Below are 18,735 nucleotides of genomic sequence, written 5' to 3' on the forward strand. Positions count from 1 at the left end.
CTTAGTTTACCGGAGTTTTGCTGCCATCTGAATGCCATTCGAACACAACAAATTCAAATGACTTCATGTCGCCTGCTTTGTCATACTCAACCGCGCCAATAGGCGTCTCAAAGGTACCGCTGCGCAACGCTGCAGCAACGTCAAACGGGTCTTTGGATTGAGCCGCTTCAATACCGTCAGCAACCAGCTGAACGGCGGTGTAGGAGGTCAGCACGAACGGGCCTGAAGGATCTTCACCCTTGGCTTCGAATGCCTTTACCAGTTCCTGGTTTTCTGCTTTTTGGTCGAAGCTTGGGGGCAGGGTTACCAGAAGCCCTTCGGCGGCTTCACCGGCAATGGTGTTGATGTCTTTGTTACCAACGCCTTCCGGGCCCATGAATTTAGTATCCAGACCTGCCTGGCGCGCCTGGCGCAGAATCAGGCCCAGCTCAGGGTGATAGCCGCCAAAGTACACGTAATCCACATTGGCTTGCTTGAGCTTGGTGACCAGGGATGAGAAGTCTTTGCTGCCGGCAGTAACACCTTCAAACATGGCAATTTCGATGCCTTTGTCTTTCAGCGTGTCACGGACTGCTGTCGCAATGCCCTCACCGTACTGCTGCTTATCGTGAATGATCGCAACACGCTCCGGGTTCTGGCTCGCGATGTAGTTGCCGGCAACTGGGCCCTGCATGCTGTCGAGCCCGATGGTGCGGAAAATCAGCTTATAGCCGCGCTCTGTAATTTTCGGGCTAGTTGAGGCCGGCGTTATCATCAGAATGCCTTCGTCCTCATAAATGTCTGAGGCGGGCTGGGTCGAGCTCGAGCAGAGATGGCCAACAACAAAGCGCACGCCATCGTTAACCATCCGGTTTGCAACCGTAACGGCCTGCTTGGGGTCGCAAACGTCGTCGTATTCTACAGCGACCAGTTTCTCGCCCATTACGCCACCATCGGCGTTGATCCGCTCAATGGCCATGCGGGTGCCGGAAAATTGCATGTCGCCATACTGGGCAACTGGCCCGGTCATGGGTCCTGCGACGCCAATCTTGATTTCGGCGGCAGCGTTGCCAGCAGCCATAAGGGCAACGGAAGCACTAACGGCGGTAACGAGTTTTTTTACTGAAATTGTCATTGTGGTTGTCCTGTATTTTCAGGGTTATTTTTATAGTCTCAGTGGGTAAAAAACACTACCTATGCGACCTTGTCAAGTTGACCGTCGGCTGGGCTAGCGATTTAATATTTTGCTGGCAAAAAGGCTCTTGCATTCGATAGTGCAAAAACCTCTAATAGTTAGTGGTGTAAATAAAAAGCGGAAGGCCTCATTGGAGCAGTAACACAGTGAAAAATTATGAACATGTTCTGGTAGCACTTAGGCGTGTTATCCGGGCAACGGATCTTCATTCCAAGCGTCTTAGCAAGAATGCAGGGCTCACCGGCCCGCAACTCTTAATTATGCGGACAATCCGGACTCTGGGTGAGGTAACGATCGGCACCATCGCTGACAAGGTCAGCCTCAGCCAAGCCACGGTTACGACTATCCTTGATCGCCTAGAGCTTCGGCAGCTGGTTTACCGCGTTCGCAGCACTCAAGATAAGCGCAAGGTTCACGCGCACCTTACAGACAGTGGTGCAGACTTACTTTCTCGTGCACCGAATCCTCTGCAGGAAGATTTCATTAAGAAGTTCCAGAACCTGCATGAGTGGGAGCAGAACATGATTTTGGCATCTCTTCAGCGGGTTGCGAACATGATGGATGCCGACGACATCGATGCCTCACCGGTACTGGATGTTGGTCCTGTGCTGAAGGACGATGGCTGGAAGGAAAAGGCCTGAGCCTTTTCCTTCCTCCGGTTTAGTGCACAGATGAGTCTGTTCTGGGTTTGTTGCCGAAGCACGCCTGGAACACATCGTTGTAATGCTTGGCGAAATTCACCGTTAGGCCTTCCCGAAGATAATCCGGTAGTTCCTCATAATCCCCGCGATTGGCCTCTGGCAGAATTAAATTGCTGATTTTCTGCCTGCGGGCCGCAATGACTTTTTCACGAATGCCGCCAACAGGCAGCACTTGGCCAGTAAGCGTTAGCTCCCCGGTCATCGCCGTATTCTTCTGAGGGGCTTCCCTGCGGGCGATAGAGAGCAGGGCGGTTGCCATGGTGACACCGGCGCTGGGGCCATCTTTCGGCGTTGCGCCTTCGGGCACATGAAGATGCACGAATGACTTATCGAAAAAACCAGGGTTGCCCTTAAACCGCTTTAAGTTTGAGCAAACGTAACTGTAGGCGATTTCTGCCGATTCTTTCATGACATCACCAAGCTGGCCGGTCAGCTTGAAGCCGCGCTGGCTGCTGTGCACCCGCGCGGCTTCTATACCTAGGGTTACGCCGCCCATGGCCGTCCAGGCCAGCCCGGTTACTACCCCAACACCCTTAAGTGATTTCTCCTTTCGGAACGCTGGCTGGCCCAGATATTCCTGCAAATCGGATACCCCTACTTTCACCGGTTTGTTCGGCGATTCCAGCAATTTTACGATGCCCTTGCGCATGATTTTGTGCAGCAGCTTTTCCAGATTTCGCACGCCGGCTTCGCGGGCATAACCCTCGATTACCTGGCGGATAGCGGCGTTCGTTATGTTGAACTGCTTTTTAAGTAGCCCGGCCCGCTTCAGCAGGCGCGGCATAAGATGATGTTTGGCGATGGTCAGCTTTTCTTCGCTTATATAACCAGACAAGCGGATAACATCCATCCGATCCAGAAGCGGCCGGGGAATGGTGTCGAGCTGATTGGCCGTGCAGATAAACAACACTTTGGACAGATCCATGCGGACATCCAAGTAGTGATCCAGAAATTCCTTGTTCTGCTCCGGGTCCAGAGTCTCCAAAAGGGCAGAGGCTGGGTCACCCTGATAGGAAGCGCCGATCTTGTCGATCTCATCCAACATGATCACTGGGTTGGCTACTTTGGTCTCTTTCAGTGCCTGCACAAACTTGCCAGGCATGGCGCCGATATAGGTGCGTCTGTGGCCTTTGATTTCCGCCTCATCGCGCATGCCGCCAACACTGAGCCGATAAAACTTACGCCCGAGAGCATCCGCCACTGAGTGACCGATGGACGTTTTGCCTACGCCCGGCGGGCCAACAAGCAGCAAAATCGAGCCGCTGACTTCGCCTTTGAATGTGCCTTCTGCAAGAAATTCAATGATCCGATCTTTAACGTCATCCAGACCGTCGTGATCCCGATCCAGAATGCGACGGCCTTCTGTCAGATCAAATTGATCCTCAGAGTGCTGGCCCCAAGGAACCTGACTCAGCCAGTCCAGATAATTGCGGGTAACGCCATATTCCGGCGAGCCCTGTTCCAGAATCCGTAGTTTCTGCAATTCCTCGTCAAAACGTTCCTGCACGGCCTCGGGTAAGTCCAGCTCCGCCATTCTGGCTTCAAAGCGCTCGGCATCCGCCGTTTTATCGTCTTTAGACATGCCCAGCTCGCGCTGGATGACCTTCAGTTGTTCTTTTAGAAAGAAGTCACGTTGGTGCTTTTGCACCTTTTCGTTCACTTCTTCACTGATCTCAGATTGCAGGCGTGCCACCTCCAGCTCTTTGCGCATCAACAGCAGCACTTTTCCCATGCGCCTCAGCAAAGGCACTGTATCCAGAATATCCTGCAGTTCGTGACCGGCGGCGCTGGTCATCGATGCGCCAAAATCCGTCAGCGGGGAGCTGTCCTCCGGGCCGAAACGCGACAGGTATTGCTTTACTTCCTCGCCATACAGCGGGTTGGTGCGCAGCAGCTCTTTTATGGCGCTGATGATGGCCAGCGTGTAGGCCTTGGTTTCATCCGCATCTTCTTTTGGTTCCTGCGGGTATTCTACTTCTACCAAGTAGGGCGGTTTGCGGCGTAGCCATCGCACAATCCGAAAGCGTTGCAAGCCCTGGGCAATAAACTGGAGGTTGCCGTCCTTATTCCGGGCGTGATGAACGCGCACTGCGCAACCAACCGTCGCCAGTTCATCGCTCTGCGGCACGCCCTGTTCTGACTGGATATCATCAACAAAACAAATGCCAAGCATTTTGTGGTCGGTTTCGCCGACGCGCTTGAGCGTTTCTTGCCAGTGGTTCTGATTAACCATCACTGGCTGTACCTGCGCGGAGAAAAACGGCCGGTTTGATACTGGCAGCACATACATCTGTTTGGGCATAGATTGCTGAGGCAGAGCAAGTTCTTTGCTGTTTTTGTTCTTGCCGACGTACTCGGTGAGATCTTCGTCGAATTCTGCCAGCGAGTCGTTATCGTTGTCGTGATTCATGCCGTATCTGCTTCCTAGTACGAGAAGTGTCCCACTACTTACTAGAGCTGAAAGTCAGATTTTCAAGCGCAAGCCCAATTAAAGCCCCCGCAGGAAGGCATGCCAAGCTGCGTGCTCTTGAATTCCGGCAGCGGGCGCCCCATCTATGCTCTAATCCCTAAAAACTGTTTCAAGGTGCCTGATATGAGCAGCTCCCCCCATATATTCGAAGCCACCATGGAAAACTTCCAGCAGGAGGTAATGGAGGCCTCTTCGTCCACGCCAGTGCTTGTGGATGTTTGGGCCGAATGGTGCGCGCCCTGTAAACAGCTCCTGCCTTTGTTAGAAAAGCTGGTGGGCGAATACCAGGGCGCATTCCGGCTTGCCAAGGTGAATGCGGATGAGCAAGAACAGCTCACATCCAGCCTGGGTGTGCGTGCCCTGCCCACGATTATTCTGGTGAAAGATGGCGAAGCTGTAGATGGCTTTAACTCTGCCCTGCCAGAGAGCGAGATCCGCAAGGTGCTGGAGAAGCATATAAAGCTGCCTGAGGAAGACCCTTACGAGAAAGCACACCGCATCTGGGGCGAAGGCGATATAGACGGCGCGCTGGGTATTCTCACCGAGATGAACCAGAAAGATCCGGAGAACCTGAAGGTGCTGATCGACCTAGCTCAGCTGAAAGCTGAAAGCGGCGACCTAGAAACCGCTGAGCAGGTGCTTGAAAGCCTGCCGCCGGAGGAAAAACTGCAACACCAGGCCAAACAGTTGGCGGCCAGAATAAAGTTCCTGAAGCAGTCTGCAGAACTCCCGCCTGTGAAAGATCTGGAAATGGCGCTAGAGCAGGATCCGAAAGATCCTAACGCCTTGCACTTGCTGGCACTTCACAATGTGCTGAAAGAGAATAACGCTGAAGCCATGGAGTTACTGATTCGGTTGATGCGGGTGGATAGTAAATATAAGGATGAGGTGGCCAAAATCACACTGGTTGAGTTATTTGAGAAGCTAGGGAATGACAACCCAGATGTGCGTATCTATCGGCGTAAGCTTTATACGATGATGCACTGATGTAATCGTCTGTAGCGAGCTATCTGTCATAAGATAGCCCGCTACCCAATCCAAAAATCCTCAAAGGCCGGGCATATTGCCCGGCCTTTTCTAAATCTGATGTTTCTGAATTAGCCATTCCCCTTCTTCATTTCCTCAAACTCATCTTCGTAGAAAAACTTCTCTTCACCAAAAGCAGGTTCCAGCTCATTAAGCCAGGTGGCTGTCTCACTGTATTTAGCAAAGAACGGACGCTGAACCCAGTCCGGATTACGGCCCTGCAAAAAGCGCAGTACAAAAACCTTCTCGCCTTTCACTTCGGTGATTCCTTGAATTTCCACTTTACCTGGGCCGGCGCTCATGCTTGGGCCGCGGGCGGTGCGGGCCAGGCCGCTGACCTTCTTCATGGCTTCGCGGTAAATTTCGAAGGCTTCCGCTAGTGGTATTTCAAAGTAGTTCTTGGCGCCGGTGTCACGCTCTACAAACATGTAGTAGGGGATGATGCCCAGTTGAACTTCTTTCTTCCAGAGCTTGGCCCAGGCGTCGGCATCGTCGTTCACGTGTTTAATCAGCGGGCCTTGCGCGCGAATTTCAGCACCAGTAGCGCGGACGCGGCGAATGGCCTCCTCGGCGATGTCGGTGGTTATTTCTTGCCAGTGGTTATAGTGGGCCATGATCGCAACATGCTTGCCCGCGTCTACAAGTTTGGCGAACAGATCAAGCAGCTCTTCCGCATCTTTGTCGGTTACGAAGCGGTACGGCCAAAAGGTTAAAGCCTTGGTGCCGATGCGGATGGTCTGGATATGGTCAAGCTCTGGCTGTAGCAGAGGTTCAAGATACTGAGCCAGGCTCTTGGTTTTCATCACCATGGGGTCGCCACCGGTAACCAGCAGGTCGGTTACTTCGGTGTGCTCCTGCAGGTAGCCGTGCAGCTTGCCTGCCTCTGTGCTCGACATCTTCAGGTCTTTGTCGCCCACAAACTGCGCCCAGCGGAAACAGAACGTGCAATAAGAGTGGCAGGTTTGACCCTGGGCCGGGAAAAACAGCACTGTCTCGCGGTACTTGTGTTGCACGCCGTCAAGCACTTCGCCTTCCAGCTCCGGCATGTTCATTTCCATCTGGCCGGCCGGGTGAGGGTTCAGTTCATCGCGAATCTCTTTGGCGACGGCCTGAATCTCTTTTTTCTCTGCGCCTTCCCGGTGCATCTTGGCCATGCGATCAAAGTGTTCGTCTTTCAGCATGCCTTTTTGTGGAAAAACCAACTGATAGAGGGGGTCGTTGGGCACCTTGTCCCAATTGATCAGTTCGTTGATCACATATTCATTCACGCGAAAGGGCAGCACGCTGGCCACTACCTTCATTTCAAACAGGGTGTCCTCTGGGAGGCTCTGAATGATCTCAATCTTGTCTAGCTGGCGGTCTGTATAAACCTTGAAGCGTCGTTCCTCGAATTCTGTGGTGGGAATCCGGTTAGGAAAGGTGACGATTGAATTCATGGTTCGCCCTCTGTGGTTAAAAGTATGAAATGTCAGGAGGGCAAAATTAACGCCGCTCCGATGGTCAAAAAATAGGCAGGCGAGTATACATAAATTGCAGTTTAGTTTCAGGGCTAATTAAAAAGTCGGGAGAGGCGTGTTTAAGCGTTTCGACCACTACGACGATGGTCTGAGTCTGGTTGTTTGGTGTTCTAAAAAAAGGCATTATTACGTAACTAATCGTAATTATGTTTGGTGTTTTCTATAAGGGTTCACGTTTCAATCTAATTTTTCGGGCAATGCGTAGTAAAAATACTACAAAAAGTTTGCCTCAATTGAACAGTCTGGTCAGGTTTTGGCTAAAAACTAGCCATTCGGCGAGGCTGTGCAGTAAAACTATAAAAGCTGTTCTATGCTTGGTAGATGCCAGTCGCGGCACCTGCTGCACTTTTTGATGTGAAGGGGGAGGTTTGATGTACCACGATGATGATCCCATTGAAACGAGCGAATGGCTTGATGCACTCGAGTCATTAATCGAGAACGAAGGTATAGACCGGGTAAAATACATACTGGAGCGGCTCTCTGAGCGCGCGAGCCGGGATGGCACCGAGCTGCCTTACTCTATTACTACGCCGTTCCGGAACACAATCCCGGCAGCTCAGGAGGCCCGCATGCCGGGTGACCTGTTTATGGAGCGCCGGATTCGTTCGCTGATTCGCTGGAACGCCATGGCGATGGTTGTGCGGGCCAGCAAGCGCCCAGGCGATCTGGGTGGCCACATTTCCACATTCTCGTCTGCTGCCACTCTTTACGATGTGGGCTTCAACTACTTTTTCCACGGTGGCGATGAGAAGCGTGAGTCGGATTTGGTTTATTTCCAAGGCCATGCTTCACCGGGTAACTATGCACGCTCCTTTTTGGAGGGGCGGTTTACCGAAGAACAGCTTGATAAATACCGCGAGGAAGTCGATGGCGACGGCTTGTCTTCCTACCCGCACCCGTGGCTGATGCCGGATTACTGGCAGTTCCCCACGGTATCCATGGGGCTTGGGCCGATTCAGGCTATTTACCAAGCCCACGTGATGAAATATCTCGATGGCCGTGAGCTCATTGAAATGGGTGACCGCAAGGTCTGGTGCTTTGTAGGCGATGGTGAAACCGACGAGCCAGAAACCCTTGGGTGCATTTCCAAAGCCGGGCGCGAAAATCTCGATAACCTGGTGTTCGTGGTGAACTGCAACTTGCAGCGCTTGGATGGGCCGGTGCGTGGCAACGGAAAAATCATCCAAGAATTGGAAGGCGCTTTCCGTGGTGCTGGCTGGAACGTCATCAAGGTTGTTTGGGGCCGGGTGTGGGACACCCTGTTCGATCAGGATAACAATGGTGTGATGCAACGTGCCATGGATGAAATCTGCGATGGTGACTTGCAGAACTACACCCATAATGGACCGGCACATACTCGCAAGCATTTCTTCGGCAAGTACCCGGAGATGGCCAAGCTAGTTGAAGGCTGGACTGACGACGACATCAACAAGCTCAACCGGGGCGGTCACGATCCCTACAAAGTGTATGCAGCCTATAAGAAGGCAGCGACAGAGGCTAATGGCAAGCCAACAGTGATTCTTGCCCACACCATCAAAGGCTATGGCTTTGGTGCAGCGGGTGAATCCCAGAACACGGCGCACTCTCTGAAAAAACTGGATCTGGACACTCTGAAGTCATTCCGTGATCGCTTTGCGATCCCTTTGAAAGACGAAGAGTTGGAAGACGTACCTTATTACCGCCCCGCGCCAGACAGCCCAGAGCTGGTTTATATGAATAAGCGGCGTCAGGAGTTGGGCGGTTTCTACCCTCGGCGTCGTAAAGACAGCCAGCCGCTGAAGATTCCCGATTTGGATATTTTCAAGCAGGTTTTGGAAGGCTCAAACGGCCGGGAAGTTTCCTTGACCATGGTGTTTGTTCGCCTGCTGAATGCGCTGGTCAAAGACAAGCGTATTGGTAAGCGCGTGGTGCCCATTGTTCCGGATGAAGCCCGTACGTTTGGTATGGAAGGCATGTTCCGCCAGCTCGGGATCTACACCGCTGAAGGTCAGAAATACGTGCCTCAGGACCGTGAACAGATTATGTATTACCGTGAGGACAAAAAAGGCCAGATTCTGCAGGAAGGGATTAACGAGGGCGGCGCTATGGCAGCGTGGATGGCGGCTGCAACGTCGTACAGCACCAACAATTTCCCGCTGATTCCATTCTATGCCTTCTATTCCATGTTCGGCTTCCAGCGCGTGGGTGACCTGGCCTGGGCTTCCGGTGACATGCAGGCGCGTGGCTTCCTGATTGGTGGTACCGCTGGCAGAACGACGCTCAACGGCGAGGGTTTGCAGCACCAGGATGGCCACAGCCATATTCTGGCTAACACTATCCCCAACTGCAGAGCCTATGACCCCTCCTATGGCCATGAAATGGCAGTGATCATTCACCATGGTATGAAGGAGATGTTTGAAGAGAACAAGAATGTTTTCTACTACATCACTATGGAAAATGAGAACTACGAACAGCCTGCTATGCCCAAGGGATGTGAAGACGGCATCATTAAGGGGATGTACAAGTTCGAGTCTGTAGAAGTGAAGGGCGGCAAGAAAAAGCTGCGCGTGCAGCTACTTAGCGCCGGTGCGATCATGAACGAGATTCGCGCAGCGGCTCAAATGCTGAAAGACGACTGGGGCGTTGCGTCGGATGTCTGGAGCGTAACCAGCTATAACGAACTGGCTCGCGACGGCCAGCATGTTGAGCGCTGGAACCTGCTGCACCCAGACGACAAGGGCCGTACGGCTTACGTCACTCAGTGCTTGGAGAATCAGATCGGGCCTGTGGTTTCTTCTACGGATTATATCAAGCTGCACTCTGAGCAGTTGCGAGGGTTCATTCCTAAAACCTTCATGACACTGGGAACAGATGGCTTTGGCCGCAGTGATACCCGGGAGAAGCTGCGCAGTTTCTTTGAGATAGATCGCTACCACGTGACGGTAACTGCCCTTTCTGCTTTGGCCAAAGACGGTGAGATCAAGGAAGAGCAGGTTTTGGAAGCCATGCGCAAGTACGGAATCGATCGCAACAAAACGAACCCGGCGCACTGCTAAGGAGACCGTCATGAGTGAACAGGAAATAAAAGTTCCCGATCTCGGCGGGGCAGAGGAAGTTGAAGTTATTGAGCTTCTGGTAAGCGTTGGCGATTCGGTTGAGGCGGAAGATCCGCTTCTGACCATCGAGACCGACAAGGCTTCGGTAGAGTTGCCATCCCCCGGCGCTGGCAAGATCACCAAGCTTACCGTGAAGGTGGGCGACAAGGTGAAGGAAGGCGATGTCATTGGCATGATGGAAGCTAGCGGCGAATCCAGCGGTTCGGACGAAACTGAGGGCGCTGACGCCTCGGAAAATGAGCCGGAAGAAAAAGCTGAAGAAAAGCCGCAGAGCAAGTCCAGCCCAAAAAGCCAAGACGAACCGGAGCAGAGCAAGCCTGCACCGAAGAAAAAGTCTGGCGGCACCCGTAAGGAAACCGTATTGGTTCCGCCCCTGGATGGCATGGAAAATGTGCCCATTATCGAAATCAACGTATCCGAAGGCGATACCATTGAGGCTGATGATGCCTTGGTAACCGTTGAGTCCGATAAGGCGACCATGGAAATTCCGGCGCCCTATGGCGGCAAAGTGACGAAGATTTTAGTGGCCGAAGGCGACAAACTGTCTGAAGGCGATAAGCTTTTGGAGCTGACTGTTGCCGAAGAGGGCGACGAAGAGGATGACAAGCAGGACGAGCCGCCTGCTGAGTCTGGTGAGGAAGCTAAGCCCGAAGCCAAAGCGGACGACGACAAAGGCAAGCAGAAAGAGCCAGCAGCACAGGAGCAGAGTTCTACCTACGAGCCGCCTGCGCCGGGCGCCAAGGTTCATGCCGGCCCAGCGGTACGCAAGTTGGCTAGGGAAATGGGTGCAGACATGACCCACATCAAGGGTTCGGGCCCGAAAAGCCGCATCCTGAAAGACGATGTGCAGGTCTATGTGAAGAGCCAGCTGCAGCAGACTCAGCAGGGCGGTTCTGTGGGTACTGGTTCGGGTATTCCGGGTGTAAAACTGCCCGACTTCAGTCAGTTTGGCGACATTGAGCGCGAAGCCATGTCGCGGATGATGTCGGTCACTGCCACCAACATGCAGCGCAGCTGGCTAAACGTACCTCACGTAACCCAATTTGAGGATGCGGACATCACCGACATGGAGGCTTTCCGAAAATCCCAGAAAGCCGCCGGTGAGAAAAAAGGCGTAAAGATGACGCCGCTGCCGTTCCTTCTAAAAGCCTGTGCAACCGCGTTGGCCGAGCTGCCGCAGTTTAATGTGTCCTTGGACATGGAACGCAAAGAGGTGGTTCACAAGCGGTATATTCACATTGGTATTGCCGTGGATACGCCTAACGGGCTAATGGTTCCGGTGATTCGCGATGTGGATCAGAAAGGCCTCTGGGAGCTGGCTGCAGAAAGTGCTGAGCTTGCACAGAAGGCCCGAGATAAGAAACTGAAACCGGCAGAAATGCAGGGCGCCTGCTTTACCATCACAAGCCTAGGTGGTATCGGTGGCACGGCGTTTACGCCGATTGTGAATACGCCGGAAGTGGCGATTCTTGGGGTATCCAAAGCGGCCATGAAGCCGGTCTGGGATGGCAGCGAGTTTCAGCCACGGCTGATGCTGCCGTTGTCGCTGTCCTACGATCACAGGGCCGTCAATGGCGCTGACGCAGCGCGCTTCACGGCTGTGTTAAGTCAGTTGCTGGGGGATATCCGCTCTCTGCTGCTTTAGCAAACCAGGCTGCGTCGGTTCGGCCAATGCCCGAACCGACGCAGCGCTCCATTATAATTCCTGCTCGGTCTCACTAACGCCCTCAGGAATGCCCTCATGACACCTGCCCAAACTCTCTCTCAGTCTTTGACACTCCCTAATGGCGCGGTTATTCCCAATCGGTTTGCCAAGTCCGCCATGAGTGAAACACTGGGTACCATCGACAACCGAATGACACAAAAACTCGTCACGCTTTATCGCACTTGGGCCCAGGGCGGCGTAGGTCTCTCGATCACCGGTAATGTGATGGTAGACAGACACCACATCGGAGAGCCCCAGAATGTGGTGGTGGACGACGAGCGGGATTTGCCCCTGCTTAAGACCTGGGCCGAAGCGGGTACGGCAAGCGGCGGGGCAATCTGGATGCAGTTGAATCATCCGGGCAAGCAAATTCCGAAGATGCTGAATTCCGAGCCGGTTTCACCCAGCGCCATCCCATTCCGGAAAGAGCTACAAAGCATGTTCGGAACGCCTCGCGCTTTGACCGGCGACGAAATCGAAGCCATCATCCACCGCTTCGCGGTCAGCGCGGCAGTTGCTGAAAAGGCCGGGTTTGATGGGGTTCAGATTCATGGTGCCCATGGCTATCTGATCAGCCAGTTTCTATCACCTCACCACAACCAGCGCGACGATGAGTGGGGTGGGAGTGCAGAAAACCGTATGCGCTTTTTGCTGTCGGTATACCGGGCGATTCGCAAAGCGACCAGCACCGGGTTCTGTGTGGGAATCAAACTCAATTCCGCGGATTTCCAGCGCGGCGGATTTACCGAGGAGGAGTCGCTGGCGGTGATCAAGGCTCTATCCAATGAGGGCATTGATCTGGTTGAAATTTCTGGCGGTAACTACGAAAACCCGGCGATGGCAAAAGGGGCCGGCTCGGTAAAAGAAAGCATCCGGTCCCGCGAGGCGTACTTTCTGGAGTTTGCTGAGAAGGTTCGTCAACTGGCCGTTGTGCCATTGATGGTTACCGGAGGCTTTCGTACCAGTGAGGGCATGGCCCTTGCCATTGCCTCCGGAGCGACTGATCTGGTGGGGCTGGCCAGGCCGCTGGCGGTTGAGCCGGATTTGCCGAACCGGATTTTATCCGGCGAATCGTTTGTCAGCGTTGTAAAGCCGATCAAAACCGGTATTCGAGTGATCGACAACATGGCCCTGATGGAAGTGAGCTGGTACGCGCGCCAACTTGGTCGCATGGGAAAAGGCAGGCAGCCTCGGCAGCACGACCGGGGGCTATGGTCGCTGGTGGAGGTACTTGGAGTGATGACAACGCGGGGCGTTAGAACCCGACTGCGAGCGGGGGAATAAGCTCAAATAACTAGGGGCAGCTCAGAAGCGCAAATTTCTGAGGCCGTGGCATGAGTTCGGTGGCGGGGAAGCGGTTGATCTGCCGTTTTCTGAAGCGGCGGTGCAGCAGTGGTGTGATGAGGTTTTGGTCAGGTGAGGCCAGAAACAAATACGCCCCGGAAACCCGGGGCGTATGAGTGCTTGCTAAACAGTACGTTTTAGAAGTTGTACTGGGCGGCGAAGTGGATGCGGCTGGCATTACCGCTATCGCCGTTTACCTTATCCACCATGTGGTAGGCGTATTGCACACCCATGTTGACGCTCTTCACTGGCTCCCACTGATAGTTGATCGCAGCCGTGCTGTTGCTTTCACTGGCGCCTGCAGTAATTCCGCTGGTCGCGCTGTTCGCTACTGCATCGTCCAGGTCAAGTTCGGTCATGCCGTAGACGGCGTTCACCGACGAGCCGTTGCCGGTCTTCATGGACACGCCCAGGTTGGCGCCATAGCCGGAGATGGTCTCTAGGTCGCCATTACCATCAATGTAGGCGTCCGGGCCCCAGTAATTGCTGCCGGACCGCCACAGGTAAAAGTTGGCGCCCTCGGAAACGTTTATCGTGCCCTGCACGGAGAATGTATCGCTCAGGGCCAGCTTGGCGGCCACAAAGGCACCTAGGCCCATAGCGCTGTCATCCGCGGCGCCGGTGTCATAGGCGACTTGGCGAACGATGGCTGCGGCCGAGTAGCTCAGGCTGTCCATGGAGCTCTCAAAGCGGGCCGTAACCGCCGGCATCTCCGTTTTTACGGATTGACCGTCGTCGGTGGCAATGCCGGTGCTTGGCTGTTCCAGAGACACGGACAGAGGTCCGGTGGTGTAACGGACCTGCGAGGCGCGGAACTGGTAGCCGGCGTTCGCCGGTACACCGTCGAATTCCAGTTGCGAGGTGTTGCCCACGAAACTGAGGTAGTTTGACCAGTTGCGGCCGATCAGCACGCCATTGTATTCACCGTAAGCGTGGCGCAGACGTAAATCGCCGGTGCTGTCGCCACGGGTACCGCGGAAGTCACCTTCCACGACAATTTTGACGCCTTCCGGGGTCATGACCCTGAAACCGAGGCGGCTCTGAAACGCGTCGGCACCGAAATGGCCGGATACCTCATTGTCTTCATCAGCGCCGGTGTTAATTTTCGAAAAGTTGGCAGAGCGGGTGCCGCGGCCTGCGACGTCCTCGTCAATGTCGTAGGTGGCATTAAGGCGCGCATAGCCGTAAACAGCCATGTCATAATCGCCGGCCGTGAAGTCGACTGCGCCCACCTGTCCGGCCATACCAAATACTGCTATGGCCGCCGTCGCACGAATGGCCATTCTCAATTTGTTGCTTTGCATTATTGTTGTCTCCACACATTGGACAATTATTTTTGTAGGACCCGCAGTCAACATAGTTACCATTTCATAACAATTCAAATAAATTTGTACAATCATTAGACGAAGGTCTAGGGCATGTTTTCTTTTCTATACAGATGCCTGCGTGCCCATTTCAGTATTAAGATAGCGCCATGACCACCAAAAAAACTTACTTAGAACAAACCACATTTGCATTTCTCGATATTGAGACTACCGGCGGCAATTCGTCCCACGACCGCATTACCGAAATTGGTATTCGCTTCTGGCGTGGGGGTGAGTCGGTCGGGGAGTGGCAAACACTGCTGAACCCGAGTACCCGCATTTCTCCTTTTATTGAGCAATTGACGGGTATTTCCAATGACATGGTTTCTGGTGCGCCGCCGTTCGAAGCAATAGCCGATGTTCTAGAAGACAAACTGCGGGATACGGTGTTTGTTGCCCACAACGCACGTTTTGATTATGGCTTTATTAAATCGGAGTTCCGCAGGCTGGGGCGACTTTTTTCTGCGCGGGTGCTTTGCACGGTAAAGCTTTCCCGTCGGCTGTATCCAGAATTTCGCAAACACAACATGGATGCATTGATTGAACGCCATGGGCTGGAGCAAGTGCAGCGCCCCAGCATTCCTTCACACTTGCCTCTCGATACCTTGAAAGATTTACCTCGTGGCCCGGGCGTGTACCGATTTTATGGTGAAAACGATGTGCTTTTATATGTGGGCAAAAGCACCAACATAGCCCAGCGCGTTGCTTCGCATTTTTCCGGGGATCACAACACCAGCCGTGGCGTACGGATTTCCGAAAGCTTACGCCGTGTGGAGTACACAGAAACTGCCGGTGACCTTTGATCTGGACTCATACAAGTTACTGGTCAAGGCACTGATGGCCCCGCACAAAAGCCAAGGCCAGAAGGCGCACTCGGTGATTGAGTTGCCAGCAGTTGTAGCGCCGGATGTGCTTATGCCTTGAGTGGCGTACTATAGGTGTTCGATCCGCACACCTACGTACTTGCCCATGCCGGCAACTCTACTATTTTTGTAGGCTAAACTGCTTTCCTGAGAGAGATCTATGAACAAAGAACCTGTCAGCCGCGAACTTTTTGATGACGTTATGGTGCCCAACTATGCCCCCGGTTCGATTATTCCGGTGCGAGGCGAGGGTTCCCGAATTTGGGATCAGGGCGGCCGGGAGTTTATAGATCTGCAGGGTGGCATTGCCGTGAACTGCCTTGGGCACTCACACCCTGGGCTGGTTAGTGCTTTACAGGAACAGGCAGAGAAAATCTGGCATCTATCTAATGTGATGACCAACGAGCCGGCTCTGCGGCTGGCTAAAACGTTGTGCGATCTGACTTTTGCGGAGCGGGTGTTTTTCGCCAACTCCGGCGGCGAAGCCAACGAGGCCGCCTTTAAGTTGGCGCGTCGTTATAGCTGGCAGCACACTGGGCCCGAGAAGCACGAGATAATCTCCTTCAAAAACGCATTCCACGGCCGCACTCTCTTTACCGTAAGTGTCGGTGGGCAGCCCAAATATCTTGAGGGGTTTGAGCCGGCGCCGGGTGGTATTCATCATGCGGATTTCAACGATTTGGAATCGGTAAAAAAACTGATCTCGAAAGAGAAAACATGTGCAGTGGTTGTGGAGCCTATTCAAGGCGAAAGTGGCGTGGTGCCGGCAGATCCGGAATTCTTGAAAGGCCTGCGCAAACTTTGTGATGACAACGATGCGCTGCTGATTTTTGATGAGGTTCAGTCTGGTGTGGGCCGTACGGGCTACCTCTATGCTTATGAAATGTACGATGTGGTGCCAGACATTCTTACCAGCGCCAAAGGCTTGGGCGGTGGTTTCCCGGTTGCTGCCATGCTGACTACGGCAAAGGTTGCTGCCAGTCTTGGGGTCGGCACCCACGGCAGCACCTATGGGGGTAACGCACTGGCCTGTGCCGTCGCCCAGAAAGTGATCGATACGGTAAGCCAGCCAGAGATCCTCAAGGGTGTTAAGGCCCGCTCAGAGCATCTACGCAAGGGTATGATGGATATTGGTGAGCGCTATGGTGTGTTCAGCGAAGTTCGTGGGCCAGGGCTTCTGATGGGCTGCGTGTTGACCGAGAAGTGGCAGGGTAAGGCCAAGGATTTTCTGAATGCAGGTCTGGACGAAGGGGTGATGGTATTGATCGCTGGCGCCAATGTGGTTCGGCTGGCGCCTTCGCTGATTATCCCGGATACCGATATTGATGAGGCGCTTGAGCGCTTTGAAGCGGCGGTAAAAAAACTTACTGAATAGGAGCTTTTATGTGGCTGGTACGTCCGGCTATACCGGCTGATGTTAACCAGATACTTGAGATTGCGGGCACTGCTGGTTCAGAGACCGCTCGCCTCTCATCCACGCTGCCTAAGCAGCGTGGCGCTCTTGCGGAAAAAATAGACCACTCGCTTGCTTCAATGACCGGCAACAGCCCTGGCAGTCGCCAGCCACCAAGGTTTCTGTTCGTACTGGAAAACACAATTACGGGCAGGGTTCACGGTACAGCGGGTATCGATGCCCGCGCAGGTAACGGCCAGCCGTTTTATAACTATCGCCGTGATGCGCTTATTCATGCCTCCCACGAACTGGACATCTCCAGCCGCGTTGATGTGCTCTACCCCAGCCATGGGTTGACCGATCACACACTGCTTTGCTCATTCTCCATAACGCCCGAACTGCGTAACACCGAAGCCTTTGAGCTGTTATCCAGAGCCCGAATATTGTTTATTGCAGCCCATCGAGACTGGTTTGCCCAGCGTATTGCGGTGGAGATTCAGGGTGTTCAGCTTGCGGATGGTAGTGTGCCTTTTTGGGACAGCTTGGGGCGTCATTTTTTCAATATGGATTTTGAAACCGCCGATCAGCATTCGGGCATGCTCAGTAAAACGTTTATTGCTGAACTTATGCCGCCCAATCCGGTTTATGTCACTTTGCTTTCCGAGGCTGCCCAAGTGGCACTGGGCCAACCCCATGAGCTAACGGTGCCGAACCTTGAGCTACTGCAACGGGAAGGATTTCAGGCTGGCTGCTATCTGGATATCTTCGATGGCGGCCCGGTGCTTGAAGCGCGTACCGATGCCTTACACACACTGGTTACCAGCCAGCCTAAAACCCTGCACGGCGCTAATGAGGCAGATGGAGACACCTGTTTCATTTCTGCGGGCGAGGGCGCCGAGTTTCGCTGCACCCTGGCCAAAGTGGTCGATACCCTTGAAGGGACGCTTAAGGTGCCTGTGGATATTTGGAAAGCGCTTGGCAAAACCGCCGGTGATGAGGTGAGGGTAGCGCCATGCTAGTGATTCGCCCGCTTCAACAAACGGATCTTGATGATCTTTACGCCATGGCTCAAAAAGCCGGCAAGGGGCTTACCACCCTGCCTGCGGATCGAGACTTGCTGCAGCGCAAAATCAATCTCGCCCAGGAAACGTTCAACCAGCGCTGTGCGCCGGAAGCAGGTTTGTACCTGTTCGCTCTGGAAGATACGGAAGCCGGAAAAGCCGTGGGTATCAGCGGCATTCAGGCGCGAGTTGGTCTGGATGAAGTGTTTTATAACTACCGGCTCAGCGTTACCGTAAACGCCTCCAAAGAGTTGGGCGTTCATGTGCGCACGCCTACGTTGCACCTCTCAAACGATATGACGGACACCAGCGAGATCTGCTCACTGCTGCTTTCTGATGACTACCGCGGCGGCGGCAACGGCTTGCTCCTTTCACGCAGCCGCTTCATGTATTTGGATGAGTTCCGGAAGCACTTCTCTGAAAAAGTGTTCGCAGAAATGCGTGGCGTGTCTGATGAGCAGGGCTTGAGCCCGCTGTGGGATGCTCTGGGCAGCAAGTTTTTTGATATGAAATTTACCGAAGCAGATATGCTCTCTGGGCTTGGCAATAAAGCGTTTATTGCGGAGTTGATGCCCAAATACCCTATTTATTTGCCTATGTTGCCGGATTCTGCGCGGGCTGTTATCGGCCGGGTTCATGGCAATACGGCGCCAGCGTTAAAAATGTTGCAGGCTGAAGGGTTCAACTTTAACGGCATGGTGGACATCTTTGATGGTGGTCCAGTGGTTGAGGCATTCGTGAACACCATTCGCACGGTTCGCGACAGTATTAATCGCTATGCCATGGTGACCCGCAAAGACGTTAATCTCGATGTGCCGGCTGCAGAACGGGTTATGGTGTCTAATCGTTCGTTCCGTAACTTCCGGGTAACAACCGTGCCAGCCAGTTGTGTTGGTACAGATACAGTCAGCTTGTCGCCTGCTGTGGCAGAAGCATTACAGATTGAATCGGGGGATTCGGTGCGGCTGGCGCCCCTAAAGGACAGAGCAAAAACAGCGGTAAAGGCGGCAGGCTGAAATCCG

13 protein-coding genes and 1 pseudogene are annotated in these 18,735 nt (G+C 53.7%); 10 read left to right on the forward strand and 4 right to left on the reverse strand.

From position 1 onward, the window contains the following. Position 1: 1 nt before the first annotated feature. On the reverse strand, positions 2 to 1,114 hold the full coding sequence (locus CPH80_RS18240) for a branched-chain amino acid ABC transporter substrate-binding protein (RefSeq protein ID WP_096280071.1): 1,113 nt from the start codon (positions 1,112 to 1,114) through the stop codon (positions 2 to 4). 206 nt (positions 1,115 to 1,320) lie between these two features. On the opposite strand from CPH80_RS18240, the gene CPH80_RS18245 reads away from it, so the two are divergent. Further along, positions 1,321 to 1,815 (forward strand): MarR family winged helix-turn-helix transcriptional regulator, encoded by a 495-nt coding sequence (locus CPH80_RS18245; RefSeq protein ID WP_096280072.1) that lies wholly within the window; start codon positions 1,321 to 1,323, stop codon positions 1,813 to 1,815. 19 nt (positions 1,816 to 1,834) lie between these two features. On the opposite strand, the gene lon is transcribed toward CPH80_RS18245, so the two are convergent. Continuing rightward, positions 1,835 to 4,285, reverse strand: coding sequence for an endopeptidase La (gene lon / locus CPH80_RS18250; RefSeq protein ID WP_096280074.1), 2,451 nt, complete (start codon positions 4,283 to 4,285; stop codon positions 1,835 to 1,837). 183 nt (positions 4,286 to 4,468) lie between these two features. On the opposite strand from lon, the gene CPH80_RS18255 reads away from it, so the two are divergent. Further along, positions 4,469 to 5,332, forward strand: coding sequence for a thioredoxin family protein (locus CPH80_RS18255; RefSeq protein WP_096281776.1), 864 nt, complete (start codon positions 4,469 to 4,471; stop codon positions 5,330 to 5,332). 110 nt (positions 5,333 to 5,442) lie between these two features. Here CPH80_RS18255 and CPH80_RS18260 read toward each other — a convergent pair whose 3' ends face one another. Continuing rightward, positions 5,443 to 6,807 carry a KamA family radical SAM protein gene (locus tag CPH80_RS18260; protein ID WP_096280076.1) on the reverse strand — a complete coding sequence of 455 codons (1,365 nt, stop codon included), beginning with the start codon at positions 6,805 to 6,807 and terminating at the stop codon, positions 5,443 to 5,445. 452 nt (positions 6,808 to 7,259) lie between these two features. Between CPH80_RS18260 and aceE the strand changes: the two genes are divergently transcribed. The 3 genes from aceE to CPH80_RS18275 all read left to right on the forward strand — a co-directional run bounded on the left by aceE (position 7,260) and on the right by CPH80_RS18275 (position 12,972). After that, positions 7,260 to 9,923, forward strand: coding sequence for a pyruvate dehydrogenase (acetyl-transferring), homodimeric type (gene aceE / locus CPH80_RS18265; protein ID WP_096280078.1), 2,664 nt, complete (start codon positions 7,260 to 7,262; stop codon positions 9,921 to 9,923). Positions 9,924 to 9,933: 10 nt separating this feature from the next. After that, positions 9,934 to 11,628, forward strand: coding sequence for a dihydrolipoyllysine-residue acetyltransferase (gene aceF, locus CPH80_RS18270; protein WP_096280079.1), 1,695 nt, complete (start codon positions 9,934 to 9,936; stop codon positions 11,626 to 11,628). Between the two features lie 96 nt (positions 11,629 to 11,724). Then, positions 11,725 to 12,972 (forward strand): NADH:flavin oxidoreductase/NADH oxidase family protein, encoded by a 1,248-nt coding sequence (locus tag CPH80_RS18275; RefSeq protein WP_096280081.1) that lies wholly within the window; start codon positions 11,725 to 11,727, stop codon positions 12,970 to 12,972. A 197-nt stretch (positions 12,973 to 13,169) separates the two neighbouring features. Here CPH80_RS18275 and CPH80_RS18285 read toward each other — a convergent pair whose 3' ends face one another. Further along, positions 13,170 to 14,336 carry a DcaP family trimeric outer membrane transporter gene (locus CPH80_RS18285; RefSeq protein ID WP_096280083.1) on the reverse strand — a complete coding sequence of 389 codons (1,167 nt, stop codon included), beginning with the start codon at positions 14,334 to 14,336 and terminating at the stop codon, positions 13,170 to 13,172. Positions 14,337 to 14,506: 170 nt separating this feature from the next. Between CPH80_RS18285 and CPH80_RS18290 the strand changes: the two are divergent. The 5 genes and pseudogenes from CPH80_RS18290 to astA form a co-directional block, all read left to right on the forward strand. Then, positions 14,507 to 15,196, forward strand: a pseudogene (locus tag CPH80_RS18290) (exonuclease domain-containing protein); the annotation flags it as partial. Next, the gene (locus CPH80_RS23045) at positions 15,189 to 15,320 is read left to right on the forward strand and encodes a hypothetical protein (RefSeq protein WP_264754800.1); all 132 of its coding nucleotides are present in this window, start codon (positions 15,189 to 15,191) and stop codon (positions 15,318 to 15,320) included. The pseudogene CPH80_RS18290 and the gene CPH80_RS23045, both read left to right, overlap by 8 nt. 99 nt (positions 15,321 to 15,419) lie before the next feature. Continuing rightward, positions 15,420 to 16,634, forward strand: coding sequence for an aspartate aminotransferase family protein (locus tag CPH80_RS18295; protein WP_096280085.1), 1,215 nt, complete (start codon positions 15,420 to 15,422; stop codon positions 16,632 to 16,634). An 8-nt stretch (positions 16,635 to 16,642) separates the two neighbouring features. Beyond that, positions 16,643 to 17,671, forward strand: a complete 1,029-nt coding sequence (locus CPH80_RS18300; RefSeq protein ID WP_096280087.1) for an arginine N-succinyltransferase — start codon at positions 16,643 to 16,645, stop codon at positions 17,669 to 17,671. Further along, a complete protein-coding gene (gene astA, locus CPH80_RS18305) occupies positions 17,665 to 18,729 on the forward strand; it encodes an arginine N-succinyltransferase (protein ID WP_096280089.1) in 1,065 nt (354 codons plus the stop codon). Before CPH80_RS18300 ends, astA begins: the two co-directional genes overlap by 7 nt. Positions 18,730 to 18,735: the final 6 nt, after the last annotated feature.

Origin of the sequence: Marinobacter sp. LV10R510-11A, from assembly GCF_900215155.1 — a bacterium.
Lineage (GTDB): Bacteria > Pseudomonadota > Gammaproteobacteria > Pseudomonadales > Oleiphilaceae > Marinobacter.